The organism is Microbacterium sp. NPDC056569, from assembly GCF_042793475.1.
Classification (GTDB): Bacteria; Actinomycetota; Actinomycetes; order Actinomycetales; family Microbacteriaceae; genus Microbacterium.
The window spans coordinates 49,320-68,623 of record NZ_JBHTUV010000002.1 but is presented as its reverse complement, the minus strand read 5'-3'; the positions used below and the strand labels follow the sequence as shown (position 1 = coordinate 68,623).

Genomic DNA, 19,304 nt, shown 5'->3' with positions numbered 1-19,304 from the left:
TGTCAGTACCCGACGGTGAAGCGCTTGCGGGGGTGCTGCGGGTTCTCGATCTCGTCGACGATCGCGACGGCGAGGTCTTCGCCCGAGATGTAGGACTCACCCTCGGCGTCTGTGACGATGACGTCGCCGCCGGTGCGGTACTCGCCCGTGCGCTCGCCCGGGTTGTAGGCCCCGAAGCCTCCGGCCGGGTGGATGTAGAACCAGTCCAGCGACTCCGGCGCCTCCTTGAGGTCTTCGAGGATGCCGATCGCCTCGAGGGCCTCCGCCTTGTACTCCTCGGAGAACGACGGGAGGTCGACGACGCGCTCGCCGCCCTCGGTGACGAGGCTGCCGCCGGCACCGCCGATGACGCCGAGACGCACGCCGTCCGGGAGGACGCCGGCCAGCGCTGCGATGTTCGGACGCACCAGACCCTGCATCTCCCCGCGCGGCGCGACCGCCGAGACGACGACGTCGACGCCCTCGATCTGCGCGAGCAGGTCGGGGACGTCGGTCAGCGAGCCCTCGATGTACATCGCCCCTGCGTGGCGCTCGGCCGGGATGCGGCGGGCGATCGAGAGCACGCTGTGCCCCCGGCTCGCCGCCTCCGCGACGATGTGACGGCCGGCGTACCCCGAGCCTCCGATGACGGCGATGCGTGCCATGTGCTGCCTTTCGACGTGTGGTGTCGCCGGCACGAGCCGGCTCTGCAGAAGGAACGTGCGATGCGCGGGTGTCCATCCCGCGCGCGTCGCGCGCGGACTCAGGCGGGCGGGGCGTTGCGGAGCGTCGAGACCTGATACAGGGCGACGGATGCCGCGATCCCGGCGTTCAGCGACTCCGTGGCGGACGAGATCGGGATGGACACGATCTGATCGCACGTCTCGGTCACGAGGCGCGACAGGCCCTTGCCCTCGGAGCCGACGACGATCACGACGGGACGGTCGGCGAGCTCCAGCTCGGGGAGCGAGACGTCTCCGCCGCCGTCGAGGCCGAGCACGAACACGCCCTGCTTCTTGAAGTCCTTGAGCATCGCCGTGAGGTTGGACGCGAGGGCGACCGGCACACGCGCGGCCGCGCCGGCGCTGGTCTTCCAGGCGGCCGAGTTGACGCTGGCCGAGCGGCGCTGCGGCACGATGACCGCCTGCCCGCCGAAGGCCGCCGTCGACCGGAGGATCGCGCCGAGGTTGCGCGGGTCGGTGATGCCGTCGAGCGCGACGAACAGCGGCGTCTGACCCGACTCGATCACCTGCTCGAGCAGGTCCTGCGGGTGGCCGTACTCGTACGGCGGCACCTTGAGCGCGACGCCCTGGTGCACGCCGTCGAAGCCGGCCATGCGGTCGAGCTCGGGGCGCGTCACCTCGAGAACCGGGATGTCTCGGTGCGTGGCGATGGCGAGCATCTCCTTGACGCGGTCGTCCATCTCGACGCGCTGCGCGATGTAGAAGGCCGTCGCGGGGATCTTGGCGCGCAGGGCCTCGAGCACCGAGTTGCGGCCGGTGACCGTCTCGGTGTCATCGTCCTTCTTCGCGGGGCGAGATGAGCGGGGAGCGGGCTGGCCGGGTTTGCCCTTGCCGCCGGCAGCCGCATACCGCTCAGCGGCGGCCTTGCGCTTGCCCGCCGGGTGCCACGCGCGGTCCTCCGCCTTCGGCGTCGGTCCGCGGCCCTCGAGGGACCGCTTGTTCTTGCCGCCGGTGCCCTTGGTGGGACCCTTCTTGCTGCTCTTGCTGGCGCCGGGGCGTCCTGGCTTGGCCATCAGTTCTCCTTCGTGCGGGCCGCGGCCCGTCAGTTGCTCTCCGTCGGGCGAGGAGCGTCGGCGACACTCCAGTGCGTCCCGTCGGGACTGTCTTCGAGGGCGATGCCGGCCGCCGCGATCGCGTCGCGGATGCGGTCGGCGGCCGCCCAGTCCTTTGCTGCGCGCGCGGCAGCGCGCTGGGCGATCATCGCCTCGACCAGCTTGTCGAGAGCGGATGCCTCGGCCGAGGCATCCGTCGACCGCCATTGCGGATCGAGGGGGTCGATGCCGAGGACGCCCGCCATCACGGCGACGTCGGCGAAGGCGCGGAGCGCGCCATCGCGATCCCCCGCGTCGAGTGCCGTGTTGCCGTCGCGCACGGTCTCGTGCAGCACCGCGAGCGCCTGGGGCACGCCGAGGTCGTCGTCCAGAGCTGCGGCGAACGCGGCCGGGACGGCGGCATCCACTCTCACGTCCTCCGCTCCGCGCAACGTGCGGATGGCGCGCTCGAGGAAGGTGCGGATCCGCTCGAGCGCCGCTTCGGCCTCGTCGAACGTCGACGTGGTGATGTCGAGGCTGGACCGGTAGTGCGCCGCGGCGAGCGCGTAGCGCACCACGAGGGGGTCGCGCTCGCGGAGCAGATCCTCGGCGAGCACGAAGTTGAACAGCGACTTCGACATCTTCTGCGCGCCGACCGTCACCAGGCCGTTGTGCACCCAGTACCGAGCGAAGCCGTCGCCGGCCGCAGTCGACTGGGCGAGCTCGTTCTCGTGGTGGGGGAAGCGCAGGTCGAGCCCGCCGCCGTGGATGTCGAACTCGGCGCCGAGGTACCGACGGGCCATGGCGGAGCACTCGATGTGCCAGCCGGGCCGCCCGGCACCCCAGGGCGAAGCCCAGGTCGCCGATGCCGGCTCGTCGGCCTTCGCACCCTTCCAGAGGGCGAAGTCGCGGGGGTCGCGCTTGCCGCGCGGATCGGCGTCGGCGGCCGGCTCCATCGCGTCGATCGACTGGTTCGTGAGCGAGCCGTAGTCGGCCCACGACCGGACGTCGAAGTAGACGTCGCCGGCAGCATCCGTCCCCGCCGCCGCGGCGTAGGCGTGACCCGCCTCGATGAGGCGCTCGATGAGCTCCTGCATCTGCGGGATCGACGCCGTCGCGCGCGGCTCGTACGTCGGCGGGAGGATGCCGATCGCGGTGTAGGCACGGGTGAACTCGAGCTCCATGCGGTACGCCAGCGCCCACCAGGGCTCGCCGTCGGTGCCGTTCGCGAGCACCTTGTCGTCGATGTCGGTGACGTTGCGCACGAACGTGACGCGGCCGTACCGGTGGGTGAGCCAGCGGCGCAGGATGTCGAAGCTCAGCGCGCCGCGCAGGTGCCCGATGTGGGGACCGGACTGCACCGTCGGCCCGCAGACGTAGATCGTGACGTTTCCGGGGTCGAGGGGCACGAAGTCGCGCAGGGTCTGCGCCTTGGTGTCGTACAGCTGAACCGTCACCGCACCAGCCTACCGGCGGGCACCGCGCCGACCCTGAGTGAGCCTGTGGGGCATTCCGGCGGAGGGCGCCGTATCGGATATAAACAGGGGGTGCATGTGCTCGCCGTCCTCGCCGCCGCGCTGCTGTTCGGCACCACGGGCACCTCGCAGGCCCTCGGTCCTGACGGCACGACGCCGCTCTCGATCGGCGTGATGCGCATGGTGATCGGCGGCACAGGGCTCGCGATCATCGCGTTCTCCCTCGCCGCGCGGCATGTGCGCCGGCTTCCGGCGGGGACGACGCACCCGCGATGGGGCCTTCGCCCGGTCCTGCTCATGGTCCTGACCGGTGCGTGCCTCGCCCTCTACCAGCCGCTGTTCTTCCTCGGCACGGCCCGCAATGGCGTCGCGGTCGGCACCGTCGTCGCGCTGGGGTCCGCCCCGATCCTCGCGGGCCTGCTGGAGTGGGCGCTGACGCGACGGATGCCGACGCTCACGTGGATGGGGGCGACCGCGCTCGCGACGATCGGCGTCGTGCTCCTCGGCTTCGGCGGGGAGGCGGGCACCGGTGGCGGCACCGATCCGCTGGGACTCGCCGGATCGGTGGGCGCCGGCGCGTCGTTCGCCGTGATCGCGAACGCGCAGCGCCGGCTGCTGGACGACGGCTGGGATCCGTTCACGGTCGTCGGGGCCATGGGGGCGAGCTCGGCGGTCATCTGCGCGTTCGGACTCCCTTTCGTCGACCTCGCATGGCTCGGCACGACGTCGGGCGTCGTCATGGCGCTGTGGCTGGGCATCGCGACGATCTCGATCGCCTACGTGCTTTTCACCTGGGGGCTCAGCGGACTCACCGCGGCGACGGCTGCGACGCTCACGCTCGGCGAGCCGCTGACGGCGAGTGTGCTCGGCATCGTCGTGCTGGGCGAACGGCTGTCGGCGCTCGCGATCATCGGGCTCGTGGTGCTCGCCGCCGGCCTCGCTCTTCTGGCGTGGGGCTCCCGCTCGCCACGCGACCCAGCGCCGTATGCCGTGGAGGCGTGAGGGCGAGCGGGGACCGGAAACACGGCCGAAACCGGCTCGTGGCACACTGGGCGCGACATGCAGCGCACCATCGAGATCCGCACCGACGACCTGACCGGCGACGCCACCCGGCGCCTCATCGCCCTCCACCTCGCGGGCATGCACGACACCTCTCCGCCGGAGAGCGTCCATGCGCTCGACATCGCTGCGCTGCAGCATCCGTCCCTCACCGTCTGGACGGCATGGATCGACGGCGAGCTCGCCGGCGTCGGCGCCCTCAAGGCGCTCGACGCCGACCGTGGCGAGATCAAGTCGATGCGGGTGGACGACAGGTTCCGCGGCGCCGGCGCGGGCCGGGCGCTGCTGCGCCACATCGTGGCCGATGCACGACGGCGGGGGATGTCGAGCCTCTGGCTCGAGACGGGCACCACCGAGGACTTCGATCCCGCGCAGCGGCTGTACGAGAGCGAGGGGTTCGTCGCGTGCGGCCCGTTCGAGGGCTACTCGCTCGACCCGTTCTCGGTCTTCATGACCCGCGCGCTCTGACCCGCACGGGACCCCGCGAGATCACGCGGGGACGACGAGAGCGACCGCGAAGGCCGAGACGCCCTCGCCCTGCCCGGTGAACCCGAGGCCGTCGGTGGTCGTCGCCGACACCGACACCGGCGCGCCGCCGAGGGCGGCCGACAGCACGCGCTCGGCCTCCGTGCGACGCGTGGAGAAGCGCGGGCGGTTCGCCTGCACCTGCACCGACACGTTGCCGACGCGCCAACCCGCCTCCCCGAGGAGCGAGACCGTGCGCGTGAGGAACGCGTCGGCGTGGGCGCCGACGTACTCGGGATGATCGGTGCCGAAATGCGTGCCGATGTCGCCGAGGCCCGCCGCGGCCAGCAGCGCGTCGACGATCGCGTGGGCGACGGCATCCCCGTCGGAGTGTCCCGACAGCGGCGCCTCGCCCGGCCATTCGAGCCCCGCCAGCCACAGCGTGCCCTCGCCGCCGAACGCGTGCACATCGGTGCCGACGCCGACGCGCGGGAGAGCCGGCGCGCCGCCGTGGTGCCCCGCGGCGTGCGGTGCGGGTGCGGAGATCAGGTGGCGCGCGCGATCGAGGTCTGCGGGAGTGGTGATCTTGAAGGCGAGCGGATGCCCCGGCACGGCCGCCACCGCGTGTCCGGCGTCGGCGACCAGCGCCGCGTCATCGGTGAAGTCGGCGGCCGCGGCGGCATATGCCTCGTCGAGCACATCTCTGCGGAAGCCCTGCGGCGTCTGCGCCGCCGCCAGTTCCGCACGATCGACGGCGGCGACGATCTCCTCGCCCTCGACCCGCTTGAGGGTGTCGATGACCGGCAGCACAGGGATCGCACCCGCCGCGCCGGCCTCGATCGCGGCGATCACACGCTCGAACACCTCGGCGGGTGCGAGCGCCCGCGCCGCATCGTGGACCAGCACGATCTCGACGTCGGCCCAGAGCGCGGCAAGACCCGCGGCCACGGAGGCCTGGCGCGTGTCACCGCCGACGACCACCGACACCAGGTCACGACGGTCGCCCGCGGTCGTGAGTGCCTCGCTCATCGCGTCGCCCTCGCGCCCGGCGGGGACGACGATGACGACCTGCGCGAGCGGGGCGGAGAACACCCCCTCAAGGGCGTGATGAAGGATGCTGCTCCCGTCGATCCCGACGAACGCCTTCGGCGCACCGGCGCCCAAGCGGGTGCCGGATCCGGCTGCCACGACGATGACGCCGACGTGCGGCACGGGAGGGATGCTCACGCGTTCACGCTATCGCGAACGGGGGGGCGGCGCCGTGCGGGCGGCGCTCGATGGCATCCGATGCGCACAGCGGAACGGCGCCCCATCCGGGGCGCCGTTCCGGGAGTCTCAGCTCGCGAGGACCTCGTCGAGGAGGACGCTCGCCTTCTCCTCGTCGGTCTTCTCGGCCAGTGCGAGCTCGGAGATCAGGATCTGCTTCGCCTTGGCGAGCATGCGCTTCTCCCCGGCCGACAGACCGCGGTCCTGATCGCGGCGCCACAGATCGCGCACGACCTCGCTGACCTTGATGACGTCACCGGAGGCGAGCTTCTCGAGGTTCGCCTTGTAGCGGCGCGACCAGTTGGTCGGCTCCTCGGTGAAGGGAGCGCGCAGCACCTCGAAGACCTTGTCGAGGCCCTCCTTGCCGATGACGTCTCGGACGCCGACCAGGTCGACGTTCTCTGCGGGGACTTCGATGATGAGATCACCCTGCGTGACGTTGAGCTTCAGGTACTTCTTCGTCTCGCCCTTGATGATCCGGTCTTTGACCTCGATGATCGTTGCCGCCCCGTGGTGGGGGTAGACGACCGTCTCGCCAACCTCAAAAAGCATGGAGTTATGTCCTTTCGGCAACCTCCAGGATACCACAGGCGAAATACGCTAAGGTTCTCCGCCCTCCGGTCGGGGCGGTGCTCAGCGGCGCCCATCGCGAGCCCCTAGAATGCTGGAGAACCGTCATCCGTCTTATGGAGGATCCGTGAACCGCCGCCTCATCGCGTCGCTGGCCATCGGGGGCGCACTCGTCCTCACGACGACCGGGTGCAGCATGATCTCGCCGCAGGCGACCACGATCGGGTACTCGGCGGCCGAGGGCACGAACGTCCACGAAGCGGGCCCCGTCGAGGTGCGCAACGCCCAGATCGTCGCGAACGAGGACGGCTCCGAGGGCAACTTCGTTGCCGCGCTGATCAACCAGACGGAGGACTCGCAGACCCTCAACATCGAGTTCGGCGAGGGCGGGCCCACGCTCACCGTGCGGGTGCCGGCGAACACGACGGTGAGCCTCGGCTCCGAGGAGGACGAGCCCCTGCTCGTCGAGAACCTCGACGCCCTGCCGGGCACCGACGTCACCACCTTCTTCCAGTCCGGCGACTCGGACGGGGCGCTCGCCTCCGTCCCCGTGCTGGACGGGACTCTCGACTACCTCGCGCCGCTCGCTCCCTGAGCCAGGCTCGCACGCACAGAAGAGGGCGCCCCGCGCGGCGCCCTCTTCTGTGCGTGCGGAGTGTCAGCCCTCGAAGCGGTAGCCCAGCCCACGGACGGTGACGAGCATCTCCGGCGCTCCCGGATTCTTCTCGATGCGCGAGCGGATGCGCTTGATGTGGACATCGAGCGTCTTGGTGTCGCCGAAGTAGTCGCTCCCCCAGACGCGGTCGATCAGCTGGCCGCGCGTGAGCACGCGACCGGCGTTGCGCATGAGCACCTCGAGCAGCTCGAATTCCTTCAGCGGCATGTTGATCTCGCCGCCCTCGACGGCGACGGTGTGACGATCGATGTCGAGCACGACGCGGCCGCCCTCGAGCACGCGGTCCTCCAGGTCGGCGTCGATCTGCGAGAAGCGGCGCAGCACGGCGCGCATGCGGGCCAGCAGCTCGCGGGCCGAGTACGGCTTGGTGACGTAGTCGTCCGCGCCGAGCTCGAGGCCCACCACGATGTCGACCTCGGAGTCCTTCGCGGTCAGCATGATGATCGGCACCGCGGAGTTGATGCGGATCTGACGGCACACCTCGGTGCCCGGCATCCCGGGCAGCATCAGGTCGAGGAGCACGATGTCGGCGCCGCGCTCGCGGAATGCGGTAAGCGCGGTCGGGCCGTCTTCGGCGATCTCGACGTCGTAGCCCTCCCGGCGGAGGAGGTAGGCGAGCGGGTCGGCGAGGTCCGGCTCGTCCTCGACGATCAGGACGCGGGTCATGCGGGGTCTCCATTCGCGACGGAAGCGGGGTCCTCGCCGCCGGCATGGCCGGCGGGAGTCTTGGCGGCGCGCTTGGGTGCGCGGGCGGCGGCAGCGGGAGTGCTCGTCGCGGCCGGCGCGGCCTCGGGCGCGGCAGGCGCGGGCGCCGCGGGCACCTCTGCGGCAGCGGGCACGGCCGTGGCGGGCGTCGCCGAGGCGGCGCGCGGTGCGGCCAGCGCGTCCGCGGCAGGCCGCTTCTTCTTGCGACCGCGCTTGGGAGCCGGCTCGAGGGCGGGTGCGTCGATCTGGGGCAGACGGATCGTGAACGTCGATCCGCGGCCTGGCCGCGACCACAGACGCACCTCGCCACCGTGCCGCTGCACCGCGTGCTTGACGATGGAGAGCCCGAGGCCGCTCCCGCCGGTGCGACGGGCGCGCGCCGGGTCGGACCGGTAGAAGCGCTCGAAGACGCGGTCCTGCTCGCCCTCGGCGATGCCGATGCCGCGGTCGGTCACCGCGATCTCGACGACGCGGTCGGTGGCCTTGATGCCCACGCCGACGCTCGATCCGCGCGGTGAGTAGGCGATCGCGTTGGCGATGAGGTTGCCGACGGCTTCACTGAGGACCTGGGCGTCGCCGTGCACATACAGGCCTCGAGATCCGCCGCGCATCACCTCGACGCCGGCGGAGTCGGCCTGGATCGCGTGGGCGTCGAGCGCGGAGGCGACCACCTCGTCGATCGAGACGTCCTGCTGCGGAAGCTGGTCGGACGCCTGCAGGCGCGACAGGTTCATGATGCGCGAGGTGAGCAGTGCCAGCCGGTTCGCCTCCGCCTGCAGGCGCGTCGCGAAGATCCGCACCTGGGGCGGGTCGTCGGCAGCCGACTCGATCGCCTCGGCGAGCAGGCTCACCGCGCCGACGGGGGTCTTCAGCTCGTGGCTCGTGTTGGCCACGAAGTCGCGGCGCATCTCCTCCACCCGCTCGCGCTCGGTGATGTCGCGCAGCACGAGCAGCGTCAGCCGCGGCGAGATGCGCGAGGCGCGCACGGCGACGAGGCGCGGTTCCGCGGGCGGTGCACCGCGCCGCAGACGCATCGTCTCGGTCGAGCTCGACGCCGCGAGCTCGACATCGCTCGTCCGCACGCGCCGGGCGAGGGTCCGCAGCCCGTCGGCGGGCAGCGTGCCGCCTTCGATCAGCTCGAAAGCCGCGGCGGCCGACGACGCGGCCTGCACCGTGAAGGACGCGTCCACGACGACAGCCGCGTCGTCCATGCCGTGGAGCACGCCGCGGACGCCGTCCGGGACCTCGACCGACATCTCCGCACGCGCACGATCACGCGCCCGTATCGACGCGACGACGACGGCGGAGATCGAACCGCCGATGATGATCCCCGCGAGGAGGGCGAGCAGCGCGAGCTGCGTCGTGTCCATGCCTCAAGCGTAGGGGCACGCCGGACGCGATAACGGACGGTGACCGGGACCGCGGCGCACCTGCCGGGTACTGTTCACCACGGGAGCACCATCCGTTAACCTTCGCTGGCGACAATCGGCGGGGCGCGGGCGCAAGCTCCCCCGAACCAGGAAAGGTGCGTCGGAATGCGCGAAGTCTTCCACCAGTCCCTCGAGGACGTGCAGGGGCGTCTCGTCGAGATCGCCGAACTCGTCACGGTCGCCATCGACAAGGCGACGCGGGCGTTCGGCACGAGCGACGTCGCACTCGCGGAGGAGGTCATCGAGGCCGACGCGGTCATCGACGAGAAGGCGATCGAGCTCGACGAGCTCGCGATCGAGATCCTCGCCCGTCAGCAGCCGGTGGCGCGCGACCTCCGCATCGTCGTGAGCGCACTGCGCATGAGCGCGTCGCTCGAGCGCATGGGCGACATCGCCGAGCACATCGCCCAGCTCACGCGCATGCGCTTCCCCGAGCGGGCGATCCCCAAGGGCCTCAAGTCCACGTTCCTCAAGATGGGCGAGCTCGACGTCGAGACGGCCCGTCAGCTCACCGAGCTGCTGCGCACGCAGGACGGCGAGCTCATCGACGAGATCCGCAACGCCGACGACAAGCTCGACGAGCTGCACGTCTCGGTGTTCGAGAAGGTGCTCAGCGACAGCTGGCAGGGCGAGGCGGCCGCCACGGTGGACGCGACCCTCGCGAGTCGCTACCTCGAGCGCTTCGGCGACCACGCGGTGTCGGTGGCGAAGAAGGTCGCGTACCTGTCCACGGGCGACTGGGTGGCCGCGACAGACAGCATCGACGTCATCACGCCGTCGGTGTGAGGCCCGTCACGCGGCCGCAGCTGGGGGGCTGCCGCTGCGAAGGCGAAGAAAAGGAAGAGCGGATGCCTCGTGGGGAGGCATCCGCTCTTCCGTCGTCTCCGTGATCAGGCCTTGCCCTGGTTCGCGACCGCAGCGGCGCCGGCGGCGGCGGCCTCGGGGTCGAGGTACTCACCCGGGCCGATCGGCTCCAGGTTCTCGTCGAGGCGGTAGACCAGCGGGATGCCGGTGGGGATGTTGAGCTCGGAGATGTCGGCGTCGCTGATGCCGTCGAGGTGCTTCACGAGTCCGCGCAGCGAGTTGCCGTGCGCGGTGACGAGCACCGTCTTGCCGGCCTTCAGGTCGGGGACGATGTCGCTGTGCCAGTACGGCAGCATGCGGTCGATGACGATCTTGAGCGACTCGGTGTCGGGCACATCGCCGTCGATGCCGTCGTAGCGCGGGTCGTCGACCTGGCTGTACTGGTCGTCGGCCGGGAGCGGGGGCGGCGGCACGTCGAACGAGCGGCGCCACAGCATGAACTGCTCGTCGCCGAACTCTTCGAGGGTCTGCGCCTTGTCCTTGCCCTGCAGGGCGCCGTAGTGGCGCTCGTTGAGACGCCACGAGCGCTTCACGGGGATCCACAGGCGATCGGCCGCGTCGAGCGCGATGTCGGCGGTCTGGATGGCGCGGCTCAGCACCGAGGTGTGCAGCACGTCGGGGAGGATGCCCGACTCGGCGAGCAGTTCGCCGCCGCGCTGGGCTTCGGCCTTGCCCTGGTCGGTGAGGCGGACGTCGACCCAGCCCGTGAACTGGTTGGTCTTGTTCCACTCGCTCTGGCCGTGTCGGAGGAGGATCAGCGTATAGGGCGCGGTCATGCGCCCCATGATATCCGCGCCGGTGTCGCGCCCGGCTGCTGTGACGGGTGCGACTGCACCCCCGGCGCCGGCCCGCCCGGCTGGCATCATGGAGGAATGGCGCGGGGACCGGTCGGGCAGATCACGCGCGGCACCACGGGCACCAATCGCCTGCGGCGCGTGGACCGCTGGATCGCGCGGCACCCCGCCCTGCGCCGGGCCGCCGATCCGCTGGTGGTCGACCTGGGTTATGGCGCGAGCGGCGTCACGGCGCTGGAGCTCTACTCGCGACTCGTCCGGGCCCGCCCCGACCTCGAGGTGCTCGGACTCGAGATCGACCCGGCGCGCGTCGCGCGGGCGCGTGCCCAGCTCGAGCACGTGCGCGCCGGCGGCACCTCGTTCGCGGCCGACGCGCGCGTCTCGTTCGCGCGCGGCGGCTTCGAGGTGCCCGTCGCCGGCGGACGCCGGCCCGCCGTCGTGCGGGCCTTCAACGTGCTGCGGCAGTACGACGAGTCCGAGGTCGCCGCCGCATGGGCGACGATGTGCGCGCGCCTCGCCCCGGACGGGCTCCTCGTCGAGGGGACGTGCGACGAGATCGGGCGCATCGCGACCTGGGCCGCGGTCGGCGCCGACGCCGTGCCGCGCACGCTCACGGTGTCGCTGCGGCTGGCAGGGCTGCAGCATCCGTCCATCGCCGCGGAGCGGCTCCCCAAGGCGCTCATCCACCGCAACGTGCCCGGGGAGCGCGTGCACGCGTTCCTCGCCGCGCTCGACACGGAGTGGGAGCGCGCCGCGAGCGTGTCGCCGTTCGGTCCGGTGCACCGCTGGCGCACGGCGCTGTCCGCCCTGGCCGATGGCGCGTGGCCGATCCTCGAGCGGTCGCGCTGGCGGCTCGGGGAGGTCACCGTGCCGTGGGATGCTGTGGCCCCGGGCTGAACCCCGCCGGGGGGTCCGTCACACCCGCGGCAGCACCGCGCGCGCCTCTGCGGAGGGCATGCCCGTCGCGGTGAGCAGATCGACGGCGAGCGGCCGCATCGCCGTGATGAGGTTCTGCTCGCCCTGCGAGCCGTGCGGCAGGATCTGCGCGGGATCGAGCCGCACCGCGACCGCACGCACCGCTTCGCGGGCGGCCGGCTGCAGCGCGATGTCGTCGAGGCTCTCGCCGACGAGCGCGGCAGCGCGCATGAGTTCGGCGAGCACTTCGGCCGGCACGGGGCGACGCTCGCCGTCGTCGCACAGGTACACCGCGCGGCGGGCGACCACGCGCAGGTTGCGGGTCGCGAAGTCCATGGCCTGCAGCACCTCGTGATGCCGGCGCAGCTCGGCGCGCTGCGGGCGCAGCCATGGCGAGAAGCCGGCGACGGCGAGCCCCGAGTCCAGCGACGCCCGCCACTCGTCGATGCGTGGAGCGATCCCGCGCGCCCTCTCGAGGCCGCGGGCGGCGCGCAGTGCGTCGCCGCGGCGCAGCGCCTGCACGATCGTGCGTGCCGCGGCGTCGGCCGCCGAGAACACGGCGTGCCCGTCGCGCGCCTCCTCCCGGCGTGGGTTGCGCGGGATGAGCGCGGTCACCGCCAGGGCCGCGACGCCGCCCACGGCGCCGTCGATCAGCCGGGAGAACGGCTCGGTCGCCGGCAGCGACATGACGATGCACGCCTGGACGCCCGCCATGATCGCGAACGGCGGATATGGCGAGAGGAACCGGGCGACCAGCAGCGTCACGCCCAGCGCGAGCGCCAGCTGCCACCAGCCGGGACCGACGACGACGACGAACCCCTCGGCGACGAGGATGCCGACGAGCATGCCGACGACGGTCTCGAGCACGCGCCTCGGACGTGCGTCGCGCACGAGGCCGAGACTGGTGATCGTGACGGTCGCCGCGAGCAGCGGCGCCGGGTGCCCCACGACGTAGTGCGCGACCGCCCACGCGGCCGTCGCCGCGACCGTGATCTGCACGATCGCGATCGCCGAGCCGCGCACGCGCGAGAGCTGCGGGCGCAGATCCAGCCGGGCACGCCAGCCCGTGGGCACGACCTGGGTGATCGCGGCGGTGTCGCCGTCGCCGGTCACCGCCCGCTCCTCTACTGGGCCGCCGCGCGGCGCGACAGCCGGGTGATGCGAGGCACGTTGGCGGTGGCCCCGGCATCCGGCGGCACGACGACCTCCTGCGCCGCGGCGACCGGGCCGTCGGCCGTGTCGACGGTGAGCGGCGCGTCGACCGGCGTCGTGCGGCGGACGACCGCGAGCGCGATCGGACCCTCTTCGTAGTGCAGCGCCGCCGACGTCACGATGCCGACGGCGTCGTCGCCGACACGCACGGCCGCGCCGTGCTCGGGCAGCACGCTGCCGGAGCCGTCGAGCTGCAGCGCCACGAGGCGCCGCGGCGGGTGTCCGAGGTTGTGCACCTTGGCGATGGTCTCCTGCCCGCGGTAGCAGCCCTTGTCGAGGTGCACCGCAGTGCGAAGCCAGTCCAGCTCGTGAGGCAGCGCGCGCTCGTCGACATCGGTCGACCACCGCGGGCGCCAGGCCGCGACGCGCAGCGCGTCGACCGCCGCCAGACCGGCGAGTTCGAGCTCACCGCGGGCCGCAGCATCCGCGATCCTCTGCTCTTCGTCGCGCGTGACGATCGCCTCGGCCCAATCGCGATCCGCACCCGGGTGCGGGTCGACCGGCGAGTAGGCGTGCCCGCCCGGCGTGACGGAGGGCCACGGATCCCGCCACACGAGGGGCACTCCGGCGGGTGCCGCCGGCGAGACGCGCTCGAGCGCCGCGGCCGTGCCGCCGATCACCGCGTACTCGTCGTCGGCGATGCGCGGGTCGACGCGCAGGCGGAACCGCATCCTGCGGAGCCAGTCGTACAGTCCCGCCACGTCGGCGCGATCGGCGATGAGCCAGGTGGTCTCACCGTCATCGACGACGGATGCCGCGTGCTCGACGTGCCCTTGCGGGTCGAGGATGAGCAGCTCGGTGCCGACGCCCGGGGCGAGACGCGCCAGCGCCTGCGACGACAGCGAGTCGAGCCACGTCAGCCGGTCCTCACCGGGGACGGCGATCACGGCGCGATCGGCGCGGGGCGCGAGGGCCGCTCCGGCGGCGAGCCGGCGCTGCTCGATGAGGGGGTTGCCCACGTGCTGCAGCCCGGCGTCGTCGACGACGGCGCCCGGGACGGAGGTGAACGGCGTGGTCATCATTCCACCCCGTTCATTCCGCTCGGGCGAGTCGCGCCGAGGCGTGTGCGCCGAGTTCGAAGCCGAGGGCGGCGATGTCCCACGCCCACAGCAGGTGGCCGTCGACGAGGCCGTACATGCGGGTCGCGGCCGCGTACGACTTGGCGCCCGCGGGACGGACGACCGCGTCGGTGGCGATGTCGATGCGCGGCCCCTTGATCTGGCCGAGGTACAGCTCGCTCACGCCGTCGGCGTGCACGAGGGCCGCCTCGAGGTCGAAGCCGCCGTCCGCATTGCGCAGCCGCTCGATGTCGTCGGCTGTGCGGGACACCGGCGGGGCGAGCGCGGGCAGGAGCCCGGGGCCGGCGTCGCCGTCGGTGGCGTTGAGGGCGAGGCGCCAGTAGCCGAGCTCGGCGACGAGGCGCGTGCGCTTCTCGGGGTCCTCGGGGTCGTGCAGCCAGGCGTCGGCGGAGTAGTTCAGGTAATCGCCGCCGTCATGGCTGAAGCTCACGCGATGCGTGAACTCGCCGGTGTAGGCGTGGTCGCCGTAGTCGATGACGCCCGTGCCCTCCCACACTCCGATGAGCCACGACAGCGGCACGAGCTCCGCGGGAAGGTCGGTCGGGATGTCGAGCACGACGGGGTCCGTCAGCGCTGGCCGCGGTACAGGTTCCAGACGACGGCCCCCGAGACGAAGACGATCGCCAGGGACGCCAGACCGAGCAGGCCCACGAAGAACAGTTCGAGCGCGACGGTATCCATACGAGGGAGTCTAGCCGGGAACGAGGGCGGCCAGACCGAACCCCAGGCTGATGACGCCCATCACGAGCGCGGCACCCAGCACGCTCGCCGCCACCCGCTCGGTGAAACCCTGGGAACGACCCGACCAGAGCTGGATCGCGAACCCCGCGATGAGGCATCCGCCCAATCCGACGCCCAGCCACGCCGCGCGCCAGTCCGGCGTCGCGAAGACGCCGACCACGATGGCGATCAGCGCCGCCAGCACCCACACGGCGACGATGCCGCCGATCGTGCGGCGAGGGGCGAGTTCAGGCACGGCCACGCGTTCCATCATCGCGCAAAGGGTCGCGCGACGCACGCGCCACGGCGACGCCGCCGGAGCGCGGGCGAATGGTCACGCGGACCGAGCGCTCCTCCCCCACGCCCTACACTGGGGTTCGCGGCGCACCCCCCTGCGCCGGGAAGGCGATCCATTGGCACAGCTCCTGGTTCTCAGTTCCACGCACGGAGGCGGTCCGGTCCTGCCCTCGCTCGAACTGCTGAGCCACCGCGTGCGCCTGATCCCCGCCGAACCCGCCCAGCTCGTCAATGCGCCGAGCGCGGACATCATCTTCGTGGACGCCCGCGTCGACCTCGTCGGCGCGAAGTCGCTGTGCAAGATCCTCAACACGACGGGGCTCGACGCGCCGCTGCTGCTCATCGTGACCGAGGGCGGGCTCACCGCGGTCTCGCCCGACTGGGGCGTCGACGACGTCATCCTCTTCACGGCGGGCCCCGCCGAGGTCGATGCACGCATCCGCCTCGCGGTCGGCCGTCAGTCGGCCGAGCAGGTCTCGACGCGCATCCAGACCTCGGGGATCACCATCGACGAGTCCTCGTACTCGGCCAAGGTGCACGGGCGCCCGCTCGACCTGACGTACAAGGAGTTCCAGCTCCTCCACTTCTTCGCGACCCACCCCTCCCGGGTCTTCACGCGCGAGCAGCTGCTGAGCGAGGTGTGGGGCTACGACTACTTCGGCGGCACCCGGACGGTCGACGTGCACGTGCGGCGGCTGCGGGCCAAGCTCGGCGACATGGAGCAGCTCATCGGCACCGTGCGCAACGTGGGCTACCGCTTCAACGTCTACGAGGACGAGCCCGAACCGGCACCCCGCGAGCGCACCGACGCCTGAGCACCGGACGGCGGGCCGGCCGTCCACTCGCGCGACAGCGAGTTCACACTCTCGTCACGTCACCCTGCAATGATGAGGGGATGATCGAACCCGAGGTGCTCGACGCCGGCCTGGGCGACGCGGACGACGACGACTTCGACCTGTCGGAGGTCTTCGACTCCCAGCTTCCCGACCACCGCTACCTGGATCGCGAGCTGAGCTGGCTCGCCTTCAACCAGCGCGTGCTGGAGCTGGCCGAGGATCCGAACCTCCCGACGCTCGAACGGGCGAACTTCCTGGCGATCTTCGCGAGCAACCTCGACGAGTTCTTCATGGTCCGCGTCGCGGGCCTCAAGCGCCGCATCGTGACGGGCCTCGCGCTTCCCACCAATGTGGGCCGCTCCCCCGCCGACGTGCTCGCCGACATCTCGGCCGAGGCGCACCGGCTGCAGCTGCGCCATGCCGAGGCGTGGACCTCCCTCGTGAAGCCCGCGATGGCGGACGCCGGTATCCAGGTCGTCTCCTACGACTCGCTCGACCGGTCGGAGCGCGAGGCGCTCTACGACTACTTCCAGGCGCAGGTGTTCCCGGTCCTCATGCCGCTCGCCGTCGACCCGGCCCACCCGTTCCCCTACATCTCGGGCCTGTCGCTCAACCTCGCGATCCGCATCCGCAGCGCCCGCACCGGGCGTCAGGAGTTCGCGCGCCTGAAGGTTCCGCCGATGCTCCCGCGCTTCGTCGAACTGCCTCCCGTCGACGGCGCGGTGCGTTACCTGCCGCTCGAGGACCTCATCTCGAACCATCTCGACGATCTCTTCCCGGGGATGGAGGTGCTCGACCACCACGCCTTCCGCCTCACCCGCAACGAGGACGTCGTGATCGAGGAGGACGAGACCGAGAACCTCATCCAGGCACTCGAGGCCGAGCTGCTCCGGCGCCGGTTCGGCCCCCCGATCCGCCTCGAGATCACCGACGACATGGACGACGTGACGCTCGACCTCCTCATCAAGGAGCTCGACATCACGCAGCAGGAGGTCTACCGCCTTCCCGGCCCGCTCGATCTGCGGGGCCTGTTCGACCTGTCGCGCATCGACCGGCCGGACCTGCACTACAAGACGCATCTTCCGACCACGGCGCTGGCCTTCCAGCCGGGCGACAACAACGAGCGGCCCGACATCTTCGCCTCGATCCGCAAGGGCGACGTGCTGGTGCACCACCCCTACGAGTCGTTCGCGACCAGCGTGCAGGCGTTCCTCGAGCAGGCCGCCAAGGATCCGCACGTGCTCGCGATCAAGCAGACGCTCTACCGCACGTCGGGTGACAGCCCCATCGTCGAGGCGCTGATCGACGCCGCCGAGGCCGGCAAGCAGGTGCTCGCGCTCGTCGAGATCAAGGCGCGCTTCGACGAGGCGAACAACATCGTGTGGGCGCGCAAGCTCGAGAAGGCGGGCGTCCACGTCGTCTACGGCCTGGTGGGCCTCAAGACCCACTGCAAGCTCGCCCTCGTGATCCGCGAGGAGAACGGGGTGCTGCGCAGCTACAGCCACGTCGGCACGGGCAACTACAACCCCAAGACGAGCCGGATCTACGAGGACTTCGGCCTCTTCACCGCCGACGACCAGGTCGGCCGCGACCTCACGCGCCTGTTCAACGAGCTGAGCGGCTACGCGATCGAGAAGAAGTTCAAGCGCCTGCTCGTCGCGCCGCTCCACCTGCGCAAGGGCCTGCTGCGCCTCATCGACAAGGAGCGGCGCAACGCCCTCGCGGGAAAGGCCGCGAGCGTGCGCATCAAGGTGAACTCGATGGTCGACGAGCAGATCATCGACGCCCTCTACCGCGCCAGCCAGGCCGGAGTGAAGGTCGAGGTCTGCGTGCGCGGCATCTGCTCGCTGAAGCCCGGCGTCGAGGGCATGAGCGAGAACATCACCGTGCGCTCGATCCTCGGCCGCTACCTGGAGCACTCGCGCATCTTCGCGTTCCACAACGACGGCGACCCGATCGTCTACATCGGAAGCGCCGACATGATGCATCGCAACCTCGACCGCCGCGTCGAGGCGCTGGTGCGCGTGGCCGCGCCGGCCCATGTGAAGGAGCTCAACGACCTCTTCACGCTGTCCATGAGCGACGCCACGAGCTCCTGGCACCTCGGCCCGGACGGCGAATGGGTGAGGCACAACGCGGACGCGGACGGCAAGCCGCTCCTCGACCTCCAGGACCGGACCATGGTCAATGTCCAACGGCGCCGGCGGGCGCGGGCGGTGCGATGACCGAGACGGCCGTCTACGCGGCCGGGGGCGTCGTCTGGCGTGTCGCCGACGACAAGCTGCGCGTGCTCCTGATCCACCGCACCAAGTACCGCGACGTCACGCTGCCCAAGGGAAAGGTGGACCCGGGCGAGATGCTCGCCGAGACGGCGGTGCGCGAGATCCACGAGGAGACCGGCATCCGCGTCGCCCTCGGTGTGCCTGTCGGGGTGTCGCGCTATCGCCTCCCGAGCAAGCGCACCAAGATCGTGCACTATTGGGCCGCCGAGGCGACGGATGCGGCGATCCGCGGGTCCGCGTTCGTGCCGAACAAAGAGATCGCGGCGATCGAATGGGTCTCGCCGAAGAAGGCTCTGAAGCGGCTGAGCTACCCCGTCGACAGCGAGATCATGGAGAACTTCCTCCGCCTCGTGGACGAAGGCGTGCTCCGCACGTTCCCCATCGTCGCGCTGCGGCACGCCAAGGCCGTCGCCCGCGAGGAATGGGAGGGGAAGGATGCTGCGCGCCCCCTCTCCGCGAGGGGCCGCAAGCAGGCGGCCTCCATCGTCGGCCCCCTGCTCGCGTTCGGTGTGCGGCGGATCGTGTCGAGCCCGGCCGCCCGCTGCGTCAAGACCGTCGCGCCCCTGTCGACTGCCATCGGGCGCGAGATCGACACGAGCAAGCTGATCAGCCAGGACGCGTGGGAGGACGGCAGGTCCGACGCCCGCACGGTGATCGGCGAGCGCGTGCGTTCGCGCAAGCCCGCCGTGCTGTGCAGCCACGGTCCGGTGCTGCCCGACATCCTGAGCGAGCTCGCGCTCGCGACCGGCACACTGCGAGGGTCGTACCTCGGCAGCGCATCGGCCCTCGAGCCGGCGGCCTTCTCGGTGGTCCACCTGTCGGTCGAGAACCCGGGCTCGGGCATCGTCACGATCGAGACGCACACACCGAAGGTGTGACGCCCTCGCAGGACCGGCCCTGGCCGAT

The 19,304-nt window shown here is 71.4% G+C and carries 20 protein-coding genes; 8 read left to right on the top strand and 12 right to left on the bottom strand.

Features of this window, described 5'->3' with window-relative positions:
- Nucleotides 1–2: 2 nt before the first annotated feature.
- The 3 genes from ACFQ7C_RS02685 to cysS form a co-directional block, all read right to left on the bottom strand.
- A complete protein-coding gene (locus ACFQ7C_RS02685; RefSeq protein WP_378897558.1) occupies nt 3–644 on the bottom strand; it encodes an NAD(P)-dependent oxidoreductase in 642 nt (213 codons plus the stop codon).
- A 98-nt stretch (nt 645–742) separates the two neighbouring features.
- Complete coding sequence (rlmB, locus tag ACFQ7C_RS02680) at nt 743–1,735, bottom strand: 23S rRNA (guanosine(2251)-2'-O)-methyltransferase RlmB (RefSeq protein ID WP_378897555.1); 993 nt, start codon at nt 1,733–1,735, stop codon at nt 743–745.
- A gap of 29 nt (nt 1,736–1,764) precedes the next feature.
- On the bottom strand, nt 1,765–3,210 hold the full coding sequence (cysS, locus tag ACFQ7C_RS02675) for a cysteine--tRNA ligase (RefSeq protein WP_378897553.1): 1,446 nt from the start codon (nt 3,208–3,210) through the stop codon (nt 1,765–1,767).
- Nucleotides 3,211–3,300: 90 nt separating this feature from the next.
- Between cysS and ACFQ7C_RS02670 the strand changes: the two genes are divergently transcribed.
- Nucleotides 3,301–4,230 (top strand): DMT family transporter, encoded by a 930-nt coding sequence (locus tag ACFQ7C_RS02670; protein ID WP_378897551.1) that lies wholly within the window; start codon nt 3,301–3,303, stop codon nt 4,228–4,230.
- Nucleotides 4,231–4,287: 57 nt separating this feature from the next.
- Nucleotides 4,288–4,755 (top strand): GNAT family N-acetyltransferase, encoded by a 468-nt coding sequence (locus ACFQ7C_RS02665; RefSeq protein WP_378897549.1) that lies wholly within the window; start codon nt 4,288–4,290, stop codon nt 4,753–4,755.
- A 21-nt stretch (nt 4,756–4,776) separates the two neighbouring features.
- Here ACFQ7C_RS02665 and ispD read toward each other — a convergent pair whose 3' ends face one another.
- Both ispD and ACFQ7C_RS02655 read right to left on the bottom strand, forming a co-directional pair.
- Complete coding sequence (gene ispD, locus ACFQ7C_RS02660) at nt 4,777–5,979, bottom strand: 2-C-methyl-D-erythritol 4-phosphate cytidylyltransferase (RefSeq protein ID WP_378897546.1); 1,203 nt, start codon at nt 5,977–5,979, stop codon at nt 4,777–4,779.
- Between the two features lie 108 nt (nt 5,980–6,087).
- Complete coding sequence (locus ACFQ7C_RS02655) at nt 6,088–6,570, bottom strand: CarD family transcriptional regulator (RefSeq protein WP_045298114.1); 483 nt, start codon at nt 6,568–6,570, stop codon at nt 6,088–6,090.
- A 145-nt stretch (nt 6,571–6,715) separates the two neighbouring features.
- Here ACFQ7C_RS02655 and ACFQ7C_RS02650 point away from each other — a divergent pair, with 145 nt between their 5' ends.
- Complete coding sequence (locus ACFQ7C_RS02650; RefSeq protein WP_378897544.1) at nt 6,716–7,183, top strand: DNA modification methylase; 468 nt, start codon at nt 6,716–6,718, stop codon at nt 7,181–7,183.
- Nucleotides 7,184–7,246: 63 nt separating this feature from the next.
- On the opposite strand, the gene ACFQ7C_RS02645 is transcribed toward ACFQ7C_RS02650, so the two are convergent.
- Nucleotides 7,247–7,930, bottom strand: a complete 684-nt coding sequence (locus tag ACFQ7C_RS02645; RefSeq protein WP_378897541.1) for a response regulator — start codon at nt 7,928–7,930, stop codon at nt 7,247–7,249.
- A complete protein-coding gene (locus ACFQ7C_RS02640) occupies nt 7,927–9,339 on the bottom strand; it encodes a sensor histidine kinase (protein WP_378897539.1) in 1,413 nt (470 codons plus the stop codon). Before ACFQ7C_RS02640 ends, ACFQ7C_RS02645 begins: the two co-directional genes overlap by 4 nt.
- Before the next feature lie 165 nt (nt 9,340–9,504).
- Here ACFQ7C_RS02640 and phoU point away from each other — a divergent pair, with 165 nt between their 5' ends.
- Nucleotides 9,505–10,185 (top strand): phosphate signaling complex protein PhoU, encoded by a 681-nt coding sequence (phoU, locus tag ACFQ7C_RS02635; protein ID WP_378897536.1) that lies wholly within the window; start codon nt 9,505–9,507, stop codon nt 10,183–10,185.
- Nucleotides 10,186–10,289: 104 nt separating this feature from the next.
- Here the strand turns inward: phoU and ACFQ7C_RS02630 are convergent, their stop codons facing one another.
- Nucleotides 10,290–11,039 (bottom strand): phosphoglyceromutase, encoded by a 750-nt coding sequence (locus ACFQ7C_RS02630; protein ID WP_378897534.1) that lies wholly within the window; start codon nt 11,037–11,039, stop codon nt 10,290–10,292.
- A gap of 96 nt (nt 11,040–11,135) precedes the next feature.
- On the opposite strand from ACFQ7C_RS02630, the gene ACFQ7C_RS02625 reads away from it, so the two are divergent.
- Nucleotides 11,136–11,954 (top strand): class I SAM-dependent methyltransferase, encoded by an 819-nt coding sequence (locus ACFQ7C_RS02625; protein WP_378897532.1) that lies wholly within the window; start codon nt 11,136–11,138, stop codon nt 11,952–11,954.
- Between the two features lie 18 nt (nt 11,955–11,972).
- Here ACFQ7C_RS02625 and ACFQ7C_RS02620 read toward each other — a convergent pair whose 3' ends face one another.
- From ACFQ7C_RS02620 to ACFQ7C_RS02605, 4 genes are all read right to left on the bottom strand, one after another.
- Nucleotides 11,973–13,085, bottom strand: a complete 1,113-nt coding sequence (locus tag ACFQ7C_RS02620) for an aromatic acid exporter family protein (RefSeq protein ID WP_378897530.1) — start codon at nt 13,083–13,085, stop codon at nt 11,973–11,975.
- Between the two features lie 11 nt (nt 13,086–13,096).
- Nucleotides 13,097–14,203: a YgfZ/GcvT domain-containing protein gene (locus ACFQ7C_RS02615; protein ID WP_378897527.1), complete on the bottom strand. Its 1,107-nt coding sequence runs from the start codon at nt 14,201–14,203 to the stop codon at nt 13,097–13,099.
- A gap of 13 nt (nt 14,204–14,216) precedes the next feature.
- Nucleotides 14,217–14,819, bottom strand: coding sequence for an FABP family protein (locus tag ACFQ7C_RS02610; protein WP_378897525.1), 603 nt, complete (start codon nt 14,817–14,819; stop codon nt 14,217–14,219).
- A 135-nt stretch (nt 14,820–14,954) separates the two neighbouring features.
- Complete coding sequence (locus ACFQ7C_RS02605) at nt 14,955–15,257, bottom strand: hypothetical protein (protein ID WP_378897522.1); 303 nt, start codon at nt 15,255–15,257, stop codon at nt 14,955–14,957.
- 139 nt (nt 15,258–15,396) lie between these two features.
- Between ACFQ7C_RS02605 and ACFQ7C_RS02600 the strand changes: the two genes are divergently transcribed.
- The 3 genes from ACFQ7C_RS02600 (at nt 15,397) to ACFQ7C_RS02590 (ending at nt 19,276) form a co-directional block, all read left to right on the top strand.
- On the top strand, nt 15,397–16,095 hold the full coding sequence (locus ACFQ7C_RS02600) for a response regulator transcription factor (RefSeq protein WP_045298087.1): 699 nt from the start codon (nt 15,397–15,399) through the stop codon (nt 16,093–16,095).
- An 80-nt stretch (nt 16,096–16,175) separates the two neighbouring features.
- Nucleotides 16,176–18,341, top strand: a complete 2,166-nt coding sequence (locus tag ACFQ7C_RS02595; protein WP_378897518.1) for an RNA degradosome polyphosphate kinase — start codon at nt 16,176–16,178, stop codon at nt 18,339–18,341.
- A complete protein-coding gene (locus ACFQ7C_RS02590) occupies nt 18,338–19,276 on the top strand; it encodes an NUDIX domain-containing protein (RefSeq protein ID WP_378897516.1) in 939 nt (312 codons plus the stop codon). Before ACFQ7C_RS02595 ends, ACFQ7C_RS02590 begins: the two co-directional genes overlap by 4 nt.
- Nucleotides 19,277–19,304: the final 28 nt, after the last annotated feature.